Annotated in this window: 8 protein-coding genes; all 8 read right to left on the bottom strand. The window is 44.9% G+C overall.

Annotation, left to right across the window (positions count from 1 at the left end):
- Positions 1-12: 12 nt before the first annotated feature.
- Genes HWV58_RS08805 through HWV58_RS08770 form a run of 8 tightly spaced genes read right to left on the bottom strand, consistent with a single transcriptional unit; the run spans position 13 to position 13,496 of the window.
- A complete protein-coding gene (locus HWV58_RS08805) occupies positions 13-1,620 on the bottom strand; it encodes a DUF5008 domain-containing protein (RefSeq protein WP_175633745.1) in 1,608 nt (535 codons plus the stop codon).
- Between the two features lie 10 nt (positions 1,621-1,630).
- Complete coding sequence (locus tag HWV58_RS08800; RefSeq protein ID WP_175633744.1) at positions 1,631-2,377, bottom strand: fasciclin domain-containing protein; 747 nt, start codon at positions 2,375-2,377, stop codon at positions 1,631-1,633.
- A 52-nt stretch (positions 2,378-2,429) separates the two neighbouring features.
- Complete coding sequence (locus HWV58_RS08795) at positions 2,430-3,989, bottom strand: RagB/SusD family nutrient uptake outer membrane protein (protein ID WP_175633743.1); 1,560 nt, start codon at positions 3,987-3,989, stop codon at positions 2,430-2,432.
- Positions 3,990-4,000: 11 nt separating this feature from the next.
- A complete protein-coding gene (locus HWV58_RS08790; protein WP_175633742.1) occupies positions 4,001-7,195 on the bottom strand; it encodes a SusC/RagA family TonB-linked outer membrane protein in 3,195 nt (1,064 codons plus the stop codon).
- 21 nt (positions 7,196-7,216) lie between these two features.
- A complete protein-coding gene (locus HWV58_RS08785) occupies positions 7,217-8,239 on the bottom strand; it encodes a DUF5007 domain-containing protein (RefSeq protein WP_175633741.1) in 1,023 nt (340 codons plus the stop codon).
- Between the two features lie 13 nt (positions 8,240-8,252).
- On the bottom strand, positions 8,253-8,915 hold the full coding sequence (locus HWV58_RS08780) for a hypothetical protein (RefSeq protein WP_175633740.1): 663 nt from the start codon (positions 8,913-8,915) through the stop codon (positions 8,253-8,255).
- Positions 8,916-8,917: 2 nt separating this feature from the next.
- Positions 8,918-10,456 (bottom strand): RagB/SusD family nutrient uptake outer membrane protein, encoded by a 1,539-nt coding sequence (locus HWV58_RS08775; protein WP_235972687.1) that lies wholly within the window; start codon positions 10,454-10,456, stop codon positions 8,918-8,920.
- Positions 10,457-10,466: 10 nt separating this feature from the next.
- Positions 10,467-13,496, bottom strand: a complete 3,030-nt coding sequence (locus HWV58_RS08770; RefSeq protein WP_175633739.1) for a SusC/RagA family TonB-linked outer membrane protein — start codon at positions 13,494-13,496, stop codon at positions 10,467-10,469.
- Between the last annotated feature and the right edge of the window lie 6 nt (positions 13,497-13,502).

Here is a 13,502-nt window from a genome sequence, read left to right as displayed (position 1 = left end):
AAGAACATGATTTTAGGGTTTAAGGGAGATACGGACTGCTCCTGATACCTGCTGGTTATCGAAAAGGGAAATTGTACCTGCAATAAGGGCGGTAGGGTTGCCAAAAATGTCAGTGCTTTCGTACACATCGCTTACAATGCCCTGGAATTTGCCCGTATTGTTGTATCCGGCAGCCAGGCTTCCATTTGGGTTTAATACCATAAAGCCCTGGCGGATAATGCCATCATACTTTTTAAACGAACCGAATACGAGTATTTTGCCATTTTTTAACTGGAAGGCTTTACTGATACTGCCCCCTTCGATGGTTTTAAGTGCCAGGCTTTTATCCACCGTACCATCGGTATTTAACATCACCAGGCCTTTGGTGGCAAAGCCATTGTAATTGCTAAATGCACCCGCTACTAAATATTTACCCGAGGTAGCACTGTAAGTAATGGCGGTTATGGCATCGTCGGCACCGGTACCCGAAGGGTAAGTAGCATCTACCAAACCGTTGGTGCCTATCCGGGTAATCCGGTTGCTGTTTAAACCCTGGTAGGTGGTAAATGAACCCACCAGGATAATTTTACCATCGCTCTGCATTAATGCATCGCTAATGGGCCCATTGCCTGCAACATATGGCAGATTGGTTGCCACATTGAAATTATAGCTCGAGTCCATCTTACCGTTCATGTTCATTTTTAACAAGTTGTTGAGTTTGGTATAGCCCACCACTTTATTGTCGCGGGTAGAACGCTCGTAGAAAAACTCGGCGTAATTATTAAAACTACCCACTACGTAAATGCTGTTGTTATAATTAAAAACCTTATTTACAAAGCCCAATACCCCACCGTTAAAAGTGGCTACCGTATCATAAGAGTGATCGGAAGTTTTGCCTACCACTTCTACAAATGATGAATCTAAAGATCCGTTGGTGTTTAAACGGGTTATGCTATTCATACCTGTTCGATTGTTGTAGTTGGTTAAGGTACCACCCACCATGAACTGGCCGTTAGCTAGCCTCAGAATAGAAGATATGGCTCCGTTGGCGCCTTTACCGGTAGAAAATCCCGATGTAATGAAGCCGTTCGAATTAGTTAATACAATGTTGTTAATTGGTTTTTTAGTAGTAGCAGCGGCCATATAATTGACGAAGGAACCTACCATAACCAGGTTGCCGTTGGGTAATGGTAAAACCTGTCTGATGCTGGCAAAACTGGTATTGGCTGCAAAAGTGGCATCTACTTCTACTTTGCCTTCTACGCGGTAAGCCGGGCCAAAATAAATCTGGTCACCTACAATCAGGGTGGTTCCGCCGGTACTTGCTCCTACCGGAAAAAGTACGGTAATGGTTTTATCGGTTACTTTGGTAATGCTGGCTTCGGTATCGTTAATGTAAAACTTTACCTGATCTTTAAAAGGCATGAGACCGGTTACCTCGAAGGTAATCTGCGTAGCGCCGTTTACCTGCTCTGTATCCGATACTTCGGAAGTGAATTTAATACCCAGGGCAACCTTACCGCCTGCATAGGGATCTTCGCTTATTGGGTTTTCCTTTTTACACGAAGCGAAGGAAAGGGCCAGCAGGAGCAGGCAGGCCAGGCCCATATTTTTACCTGAGATTTGTCTGTTTCTTAACATAATGCTGTTTTTATTGATTCCCAATTCCATTTTCTATCGCAATTGAGTTAAAATAGGTGCTGTTAAAGCCAAAAGAGTGCTTTTCCATTTTGAGCGCATGCACAATCCCATTGGTGGGGTTAATGTCTGATGAAGCCACAGGTGCATTGATCCAGAAAGCTTGCGGACGCGAGAGATCGGGGATATAGGAAATCATGAGTTGCCTGTAGCCGGCATATTTTACCCTTACCTCGTTGGAGGTATTGGCATTGGTTACCGCATCGTTATACACCACACCAATGTTCATGGGTGCACCATTGTAAGAAATGTAACCCTGCCCTTTGTAGGTGTTCAGTGCCAGCGTATCCACCTGGCTATAATCTTTAAGGCGGTTGGTGCCTTTAAATACATAAAGCGAAAGTGCGGTTTTCCATACTGCCGGTTTAAGATCCGAAAGTTTGGTTACGGTATCTTTTCCGGTTGAGCGGAGTTCTTTGTTAAGCGTGCGGATAGCCCTGTTGATAGTTGGATCGGTTGGGGCAAAAAAGGTAATGTTATCGCTGCTGAACGTGCTTTCCATGCCGGCCAGTTTAATTACCTGCGTTAAGGTATCGAAATGCAGGGGCTTTGCCTGGAGATACTGTAAAATGGTACCGTCAAATTTGGCCTCTTTTACACCTCCATCTAAGTAGTGCTCGTATTTTTTGCAGCTAAAGGCTAAGCCGGTTAGCACAAGGGCCAGACTGAGCAGCAGCGTATTTTTGTTAAACTTATTCATGTCGAATTTATGCTGTTAATGGGTTAAACCGTATCATCTGTTTTAGGGGCGGTTAGCGCCAGTAATTGTTCAAAGTCATGTAAGGATTGTTAATGGTTGCACTGGCATCGATAGGCCAGGTCCATGCGCCTGCCTGAAACGCGGAGAACGAAAGCGGGTTCGGCGTAAATTTGGGATCGAGGATTTTCCGGGTACGAACCAGATCATAAAAATGATGCCCTTCACCCATCAGTTCTTTGGCTCGCTCTAAAAAGATGGCATCTTTAATTTTGCCCTCGCCTGGGTTTGCCGGATAAAGATCGGCACCTGCCCGGGCCCTGATTACATTGAGTAAGGTAGCAGCCTCGCCATCCCTGCCCAGTTCGGCAAGGGCTTCGGCATGCAGTAAAATGGCATCGGCCAGGCGGAAAATAATTGGGTTATCATCGCTAAACTGTACCAGGGCCGCACGGTTATAAAATTTATAGAACTGCCATAAACCGGTTTGATCGTATATGTTCTCATCAAACCATACCGTTTTGCGTTTATCGGTACCACTTTCGGGATAAATTTTCTTCATGAAATCGGCATTGTACACCAATTCACTTACCGGCCTGTCGCTGCTGGCAAAGAAAGGGTTGTGTACCACTGAGAACGAATATTTGTAACGCAGTTTGGCGGTGTTCTCGCCGGTATTATCGCTCAGCTGGATTTCGAATAATCCTTCCTGCGATTTACCGAACATGATGAGGTAGGTTTGCTCGATAGGCAGTAAACGGTAAGCTTTTTCCTGGTCAACACCAATATCCTGCAGTTCGTTACCCAATTGATCTACCTGGTCATAATAGGTTGGGGCATTACCGGCATCGAAACCGGCACACCACATGTTCAGGTGCATCATTAAATCGATGGCGCCACCGCGCATGGCCCTGATGCCTTTATAGGTCGGGTCGTTATAAGTCCAGGGTAAATCATTTTTTACGGCGCCCATATCTTCCAAACAGCCTTTTAACACCTTAACCATATTGGTACGAGGCAGGGCTTCCTGGTTGTAGGCTTCGGTATAGTAAGGCACATCGCCAAACAAGCGTACCAAAAAGAAATAGGATACGCAACGCATAAATACGGCTTCGGCAATGTATTGTTTCTTTTTGGCAGGAGAAATTGCGCCATCGGGCATGGCTGCTACTTCTTTAACCATAATATTGGCCGATTGGATTACTTTGTAAAAAGGAGCCCATTTCTGGATCAGATCGTAACGGGAGTTAAGCTGAAACCATTCGTTAATGGCATTGGCCTCGTAACCTGGCAATGAGCGGTCGGCACGGGCGGCAATGGCCATTTTAAGGTTATTGGTAGCCATGTAGGTAAAATCGATACGTGGGGGATAGCCTTTGGTTGAGGGGATGGCCCAGCCGCAACGGGTATCGCCTATTTCGAAAAGCACACTCTGCATGGTAGCCTCCCTGAACGAGCGGTAAAGGCCCATTGCAAAGCCTTCAGCATCGCCTTCCGTTTTCCAGTAGTTATTACCCGATAGCTTACTTAGGGGCTCTACGTTTAAGAACTTTTTACAGCTAAAGTTTACACTCAACAACACCAGTGCTGATAGTAGATATATTGTTTTTTTCATCGTTATCCTGTTTATAATTGAATGTTTAAGCCCAAAGCATAGGTTCTGCGTACGGGGTAACCACCAGAGTTATCCCTGCCTAGCGAACTCACATTTTCGGGATCGGCACCCGAGTAAAAACTAAAAGTGTGGATGTTGTTGGCCGTGGCAAATACCCTTAAACTGGTAATGCCAAGGTGTTTGGTTAATTGTGGCTTAAAGGTATAACCCAGGGTTATTGTAGCCAGTTTTAAGTATGAGCCATCTTCCTGAAACAGGGTTTGGTTGTAACGGAAAGGCAAAAACTGAGTCGATTTATCGGTAGCCGAATAATTGCCATAACGTAAATAATCGTAAGGGTTCGGGTAGCTGGCCACATCGCCCGATTGGCGCCAGATGTTATACGCAGTAATGGGCACCAGGTTGTTTGCTGAAAAAGGCGAAGCAAAGTTCTGGAAGCTCGAAGCCAAAGGGTTGTTCAGGATATCGCGGTGCCAGGTATAGGCCATAATCACGTTCAGCGAAAAGCCCTGGTACGATACAAAACTGCTGATACCACCGTTGATTAAAGGTTGTGAGTTCCCTGCACCCACCATATCTTTCGAGTCGAGTACGTAATCGCCGTTAATATCGGCATAGTAAGGATCACCTGCTTTGAAATATACCGGTACGGCACCGTTAAAGGTATGGTAGCGGGTACCATTGGCCGGATTTACAGGTACATCATCATCGGTAGCAAATACCCCTTTAAAATTATAGAGGATATTGGTTAACGAATTTCGGCCCAGGCGGTACAATATGGCTTGTCCGGTAGCACCACCATCCAGTAAAAGCTGACGGGTTGCATCGGGCAGGGCAGTAATTTTTTCTTTGTTATAAGCCCCGTTTATGCTGATGCTCCAGTTTACCTTGCTGGTGGCAGGCAACGGCCTGAAACTTACAGCCAGCTCGTAACCGTAGTTTACGTTACTTACTTCGTTGGTTTTTAGCTTGGTAAAGGCATTGTGGGTAGTAATGTTCTTTTCCCAAAGCTGGTTATCAACCATTTTGTAATAGGTATCGAAATTCAGTGTAATCCGGTTTTTAAACAGGTTTAAATCTAAACCCGCATTGTACTGGGTAGTAGATGTGGGTAATAATTTAATGTTTGGCAGGTTATTAAAATCTATTGCTGTTGTAGGTATACCGTTGTAGTTGCCATAATAATCGTAGGTACCATTGGCATCAAACACACTACCTACAGGGGCAATGTTTCTACCCCACGATAAGCGGAGCATACCTACATCGAGCCATTTAGAATTGGCCAGGAAATTTTCTTTGTTGAAATTCCATTTTACGGCCAGCGATGGGTTTCGTGCCCAGGGTGCATTTAGGCCTGTACTCGAAGTCCCATCTAAACGGAAAGTAGCCTCAATAAGGTATTTGGTTTTGTAGTTGTAAGATAAACTTCCGGCCAGCGACGCTGCTCTCGAATCGGAGTAGTTATCTAACACCCCACCGCCCGAGCTTGCTGCTGCCGTACCAAAAGGTCCCTGGTACTGATCGTTAGTATATTGATCTTGTTTAATGGCGTGTGCCTGGAAATTACGCACATATACTTCAGAGAAAACATAAGCCCCCAGGTTGTGCACATCTTTCTGGAACGATTTGTTGAAACTGAGCATGGCCCTGTTGTACAAGGTGCTGCGCTTATCGTTGTACGAATAAACACCTGCCACGTTGTTGTTTAATATGGCGGGGTTAAAGGTTTCGGTGGTTCCCATCGAATAATCGTAACTGGTAATGTTAGAAAGTGCCAGTCCGGTAAGGAACTCGTAGCGGGCTTCCACACTGGTTTTAATGTTGCCGGCTTTATTGTCGTTATCAACAATTAAAGCGCCCAATGCTGCATTGCTGTTGATTAAATTCGGACCTGGAAGCAGCGATGAAGATCCGGCTCCGGAGGCCACACCGGTTTGCAGGATGCCGTTGCCACTTCCTTTCTGGCTATTGCCCAAACTGCTTGATAAAATAAGGTTTACGTTAAATTTCGAACTGGGTTTGTAACGGGTGTTCATACTGAGCGAGTAACGGGTAAAGCCGGTATTCTCCTGAATTCCCTTCTCATCGTAGTAACCCACGTTAATTTTATAGTTGAAAGAATCGTCGCCACCGCTTGCATTTACATTATGCTGCTGGTTATAGGTAGAGCGGTAAAAAATGCTTTGCCAATCGGTAGAGTTATTGTAAAAGGCATTTAAACTATCTGCCAGCATGGGGGTATTGTCGATACTTTGGCGTGCCGAATATACATTGGCACCATAGGTATAAATTTCCCAAAGCCTTAAGTTACTTTCGGCCGCACCACCAATTACCTGACGCAGTTTTGGTGGGGTATTGAAGAAAAAGTTGGTTGAGTACTGAATAATCGGGGTTTTCGATTTACCTCTGCGGGTATTGATCAAAATTACCCCATAAGCCCCCTGGGCACCGTATAGGGCAGTTGCACTGGCATCTTTTAAGAAGTTGATTTCTTCAATATCCTCGGCAGGTATTAACGATAAGGGATTAATGCCCGGGCCATTGCTCGAAAAACCGTACTGGTAATCGGTATTTAAATCAACCGGTACCCCATCAATTACGAACAAAGGCGAGGTTGGCGTTAAAAAGGCATTGTCGCCAGATCCGGTTACGCTGATACCTGATAAACCACGCATATTGATGGTTGGTGCAGCACCCGGACTACCGGTATTGATTTGAATATTTAAACCGGGTACTTTGGCCTGAAACAACTCGGCTACGTTACTTACCGGCACATCCTGGATATCTTTGCCTTTTAGCGAAGTTACCGCACCCATAACCGTTTCTTTTGTTTTTTGAGCGTAACCCACTACCACAATATCTTTTAATGAAGTAAGGTCTTCGGTCATTACGATCTTTAAATCGTTTTTGCCATTTAACTTGATTGTGAAATCTTTGTAATTGAGGTATTTAAAGGTAAGTGTTGCGTTGTTGGGGACGCTTACCGTAAATGAGCCATCATCTCTGGTCATTCCTATTGCCCGGGTTGAGGTACTGGCCATAATGGTTACAGCCGGTATGCCGTTGCCATCATTTTTATCAACCACCTTTCCTCTCAGGGTAATGAGGGTTTGGGCCGATACTGCGCCGCCCCATACCATTAGCCCTACAAAAAGCAATAAATTTAGGATGTATTTTTTAGTCATGTCTGTATTGTAAAAACTCATGTTCAACTTATTTTTTCAGGGCTAATCGTTCGTAAACCGTGGATTATCTTTATTAAACCAGAAGATGACCTCCCAGTCGCCCTTTTCGAAAATGGCGAAGTCTAAACCCAAGCTGGCCTCTACCCTGAAACCTCCGAAGCCAATGCGATCGTAAGCAAAGGCTACGCGTGCGCGGGTACCGGTAGTATTGGTATAGGGCGTTGGGAGGGCTACCAGCGGAATGGGGTAAGCCACATCGTATTTTACAGCCGTAGTGCTCATTTTCATGTTAAAGCCATGTACCAGTTTGCTCCAGTTGGTGAGTTTAAATTTGGCCGGGTCGATCGGTTTGAGCAGGGTATCTAAAAACTTAAAGGAAATGGAATTGCCCTCGCCCACTTTATTAAACAGAATGGTAATGTCGCCGCTTGCCATGGGCTGACCTGATTTATCGCCCACTATACCGTTCATTAATGTTGGGGTAATGGTGCCGCCTGTATTGGCCCCGGTTAGCGGGTTAATGCGGTTGGGTTCGTAAGACAGCTCTCTTTGCGGCTGCAATACCAGGTTGTTGAAGTATTTACGGCCGCCATTGTTCGATACTTCTACATCGAAAACATAGCCCGAATCGGGTAGCGCCTTTACAATATTGCTTTTGGCCTCTGCCCACATAATAAACTCGCCCGAGTGCTGGCCTACTTCGAACAAGGTATGCTGCTCGGTGGTACGTTTGGCTTCAATTTCCTGAATCGATTTCTCGCTTCCATCGTAGGCTTTTTTCCATACCAGTACCGGAAAAGGCTTTAACAGTTCGGGACTGGTAATGCCATCGCTATTGCGCATCGAAACGATTTTGAAAGTTAGTGGTAAGGATGAGCTTTCGATATTGAAGTTATCGCCCATTAAAGTGGTACGCCCCAGTATGGGTTTGTAAACGGTTTGTTTAAATCCGGCATCTTTATTAAAGGCATCGGAATCGCTCGGCAATAATTTTTTACAACCCAGTATGGCCAGTGCGCCAATGGCTGCAAAAAATAAGGCAATTGATTTATTTCTTGGTATCATATAACGGAATGATTTATTTATTTAATCGGATGAGGAATTCGCCGAAACCAAATTCGTGCGAGGCCGAAAGCACGTGGATAATGGCATTGTTGGTTTCGATATTTACCGCCTGGGTGGTGGCCGATTTCCATTCTTTGGTGTACTGCGAGTTTTTAACATCGCTGTAAACCACCCCTTTTGGCCCGCCAAAAACATAACCACTGGCATTCGAGTTCAGTTCTTGTGCATTCATGCCATATTTAAAACGGGTGCTCGTTAAGAAGGCCCCATCGGCAAAGTGTAGGCTATCGGTGGTTATTTTATTAGTTACGATGTACCGGTCGAGTAAAATACCCAGCTGGTCTGCATCCAGATTGGCAATGCTGAGGGCTTTTTTATTCTGGCTTAACCTGAGGTTGTTCAGGGCGTTTAGCGCTACGGAAAAATTGCGGTTGGTAAGCGAGAACAGGGTAATGGCTTTACCATTGGTTAAGGTATCTTTTGCCCAGCTTACCCGTTCGCATACTTTAAGCAGCGAATCGTATTTACCGGTTTGCGATTTGAGGTAGGCATAAGCATTGCCATCAAACACATTGGCTTCGTTTTCGTAGTTGTAGGCGCCATCGTCTTTTTTGCAGGCAAGAGCAAACAGGGCTATGGCCATACAGCAGGCTATATTTTTAATACTTTTTATCATCGTTACCTCCAATATTCGTTTTGAGTAATTTTTGCATTGGTGCTTAGCACTTCTTCATCAACAGGCCAGTAAATGCCGCCTTTTTTAATCAGGTCGGTAAATTTGGGGTCCTTGTTTTTCAGTTTGTTGTAGCGTACCAGATCGTACCAGCGCCAGCCTTCGCCCATTAGCTCCCTGCGGCGCTCGGCAAAAATGGCATCGATCAATCCGTCGTTTGTGCCTTTGTAGAGGCCAATGCCACGACTGTTGCGTACAATGTCTAAAGCATCGGTAGCATCCTCCATACTGCCTATAGCGGCCAGCGATTCGGCATAAAGCAGTGTAATTTCCTCAATGCGGGTAAATACCAGGGCCGAGCTGTAAATGGCCAAGGTGCCGTCGGTAGAGGCATTTCGGATGCATTTTACTTTACTGAATACGGTGTTTGAGGTGCCATAACCGCTGAAATAATCGGATACCGGCAAACCGGTAAGCGGATCGAACCTGAACCTGAGGTCGTTTGCTTCGTTAAATATGCCGGCAATTACATCATCAGGCATTTTAATTTGCGGTACTGCTTTTGAAATGATGGGAGCAGCCAGCGCCAGGTCTTCGATATGGCCTACAGCGCTCATTTCGGAAGTATTGTAGTTAAACGGAAAGCCTACCAGTTGCGAGGCGTTATTGCCGTAAAACAGACCATCTACTTTGGTTAGGTTTTGTGTGGTGGTATAAATGGCACCACTTAAACCGAAGTTGGTCATTACAAATTTCGAATAGGCCACAGCATCGAGGTATTTTCCCTGCCATGCAGCAATATGTGCCAGAATGGAATAGGCCGAAATGCGGTTCAGTAAAATGCCATCCCAGTAAGGGGCAACTTTACCGTAATAGGTTTGCTGGTTGAAACCGTTTTGCAATGCACCGTAGCGGTAAGGCAAAGCATTCACAACAGCCAATAATTCGGTGGTGGCAAACTGCAATACAATTGCTGATGCTACTTTAGGGCGTTCGATAAAATTACCGTCGGTAGAAGCGGTAATCAGCGGGATGTCTCCCCAGATCCTGGCCATATAAAAGTAGGTAAAGGCCCTGAGCGCCCGCATTTGGGCTACATCGATTTTGTAATTTTCTTCGGTGTATTGTTTGTCGTTTTTTAAAATTTCGCCGGCACGGTCGATAAAAACAGTACAGCTGTTAATTACGGCATAGAATTTACGCCAGTTGCTCAACGATTTTACTACCGGATAAGGTGCGTTTAAGTTGTTTTCGGTAATGGCCTTTATATCCAGGCGCGAGGTGGCTTTAAAATCGCCCATGCGTACATCGCCATACAGCCAGTGTGCATTGTTATCGGCAAGTGCAGCCCGGAGTAAGCCATACGAACCCAGCAGGGCTGAGCGGGCATCGGCTAAACTTTTCCAGTTGTTGCTTTCGTTTACCAGGTGGGTAGAATTGATATCGAGTTCTTTGTTGCAGCCCGATAGCAATACCGAACCGAACAGCATCAATATGCCTATCTTTTTGATTACGTTTCTGGATGGTTTTATTTTGTTATACATGTGGATGTGCTTATAAATCAATTTTTAAACCTAATGTGAATGTTCTCGGTATCGGCAGGCCATAACCGGTATCTTCGCCGGTATAGCTCACCAGTTCGGGATCGCCGCCGGTATAACTTTTTAGGGTGTACAGGTTAAGTGCTGAGGCATACACATAAATTTTGCGGAAGGTTTTGTTGAAATAGCTGAGCTTTGAGATATCGTAACCCAGCGAAACAGACCTTAGCTTGGCATAAGAGCCGTTTTCGATAAAAATATCCTGATCGGTACGGTACGATTGCACTGCACTCCACGGATTGTAAATCGGATAATCGGCTACACTAATGCCTTTTTGCCAGAAAGTGATTTCATTTACCGAGTTGATGTTGTTGTTACCGGTTTTGTTGATGAAATCGAGCTGGTTGGCTGCCGATTGGTTAATGATGCTTCGTTTTAGCGCGAAGTAGATGTTAAAATCGAGGTTAAAACCCTTATAGCTCAGTGTGCTGCTAAAATTGCCGACAATGCGTGGCATATAACCGCCCATGGCTACCTTATCGTTTTCATCGATGATGTAATCGCCGTTCTGGTCTTTCCATTTCGGATCGCCACCATGCAGTTTCAGGCCTTTGTAAGTCATGATCTGGAAGTTGGCTGGGTTAACAGGCACATCTACATCGGTTTGGTAAACCCCCTGGCTTTGCAATACCAGAATCTGATCTACAGGTTTACCTACAGTTAGTTTTTGAGTGCCAATGGTAATCTCGTTCAGGTTGTTGGGCAAGGCTTTTAATGTGTTTTGGTTAAAAGCAATATTGAAATCGGCATTCCAGCCCAGCGTACTGGTTTTAGGTTTAAGGATTTGGGCAGAAAGGGCCAGTTCTATGCCCTTATTGTTTACCTCCATGCCGCTTTTGTACGCTTTGGTATAACCCGATTCGGCATTTACCGGAACGCCTAAAAGCATGCGCTTATTGGTTTTTGAATAGAACGACAGGCGGGTTTGTAACCTGTTGTTTAAGAATGCGGCATCAGCTCCGAATTCAAGTGCCTGTACATAAGCCCATGGAATATCGTAACCAATCCAGCCCGAGCTGTAAGGGCGCGAAAGCGTTCCAATACCACCATAAGAACCTACTGATTTATTGGAGCTCCAGCCCAGATCGCTTACGTATTGCGGACCTGCACCATACAAATCGGTAATGTTAAGTGTACCCAGGCGACCATAAGATGCGTTTAAGCTTAAGCTGTTGATTACCTGGTTTTTGTTCTTCAGGTATTTGCTAAGGTCCCATTTGGTATTAACCGATGGCGAAAAGAACCAACGGTTATTGGCCTGCATATTCGAGGCACCATCCGTACGGGCTACCAAAGTGGCAAAAAACTCGTTATTCAGCGTATAATCGAAACTGCTGTATAGCGAGCTAACGTTAATTTTCTGTTTGTCGGTAAATTTCTTGGTGTAAAAACCTTCAGCCTGTAAATAATCGCCGTGGCTAACGTCGCCATCAACGCTGTTAATCCTGATGTAATCGCTGGTACCTTTATAACCCTGCAGGTAATTGTATTTATTTACATCGCGCGAAAGGGTATGGCCTACCATGGCTTTAAACACATGGGCTTTGTTTATTTTAAAATTATAGGCGATAGAGTTATCGATGTTTAAACGCTGGTTGTAAGCATAAAAGTTGGAGATGTAATTGTTCCCATCCATTAAAGTGGTGGGGTAGAACAAATCGCGCATGCCCTCATTGTAATCAAACGATACGCGGGTAATAAAATCGAAGTTTTTGTATTTGGCATTGGCCGAGAACGAGCCCTGTATTACATTGTTGATATTGTTATCGATGGTTTTGTTTTCGTACTCGCTTAAATAGTTGCCGTAAATACTTTTATTGGGCGCTATCGGACTAATGAGATCGGGTACGTATTGCATTTCTGCAAAGCGATCGCGCAAAGAGCGGTTGCGGTCGCGGTTAAGGCGGGTAGCATTAACCATGGTTGAGATGGTGAGCCATTTGAGTGGCAACACGTTGATGAAAAAAGCTGCATTGTAACGGTTCAGGCGGGTATCGTCGGCATTGCCTGCGTTAGAAGTGTTGCCTGCAAAGAACCTGAAATTAGAGCGCGAGGTTCCGCCGGTTATGCTGGCATTGATGGTGTGCAATGCTGCATTTTTGTAGTACAGGTCGGTCCAGTCAGAGCGGCCGTAATAGTTTTCGTTGGTGGCATCGGCCAGGTAAGCCGGGTATTTGTCGAAATCTTCGGCCGTAGCATATTTATTGTAAAAAATGTTGCGGAAGAGGCTTTCGTCGCGGCCATTTGTAGTGGTTACTTTGTTTTTACTGGCAAAACCGAAATAGCTGTTAACCGAAATTTCGCGGTTACCCTGGTGTGCATTTTTGGTGGTAATTAAGATGGCACCATTAGCGGCACGCGGGCCATAAATAGCAACGGCCGCCAGGTTGCTGATTACGTTTATGGATTGAATGTTATCGAGATCGATGGCCGATAACAGGTTGGTAGCCGGTCCTATAGGCGAAAAATCGTACTCCTGTACATTATAAACGAAGGGATTATCGCTGATTAAAGGAATACCGTTAATAAAAACAGCAGGCTGCGATTCTGCAACATTGGCTTTAGAAAGTAAAGGGCGGTTTAAGCCTCGCAACAACATCGATTGGCTGGCACTGCCTGGTTCGCCGGTAATTTCCTGCACGTATAAGCCCTTGGTATTACTTTTTAAGGCTTGTTGCAGGGAGATAAAAGGATAATTGCTTACCTGATTGAGTTTAACGGTATCTGCATTTCTTTTGGATACATAGCTTACCAGTACCACCGAATCGATAGCAACCGGCTGCTTTGCTTTTTTGGTGGTATCCTGAAAGCAGTTGCCTGCCAGGTTAGCTGCGCTATTTCCGTACGATTTAAGGTTAACGGCACAGTTAATCATGGTAGACAGCACTAAAAATAAACCCATCTTTTTGGGGATGTTCTTAAATAAACATACCGGTTGAAGCGGGTTTGGATATGAATCCAATGCTTGATTTTTTTTGTTCATTTTATA

The sequence above is a fragment of the Pedobacter ghigonis genome (assembly GCF_903166585.1).
GTDB classification, from domain to species: Bacteria; Bacteroidota; Bacteroidia; order Sphingobacteriales; family Sphingobacteriaceae; genus Pedobacter; species Pedobacter ghigonis.
Note: the sequence above shows the minus strand (reverse complement) of the source record. Positions and strands in the feature narration are given on the sequence as shown.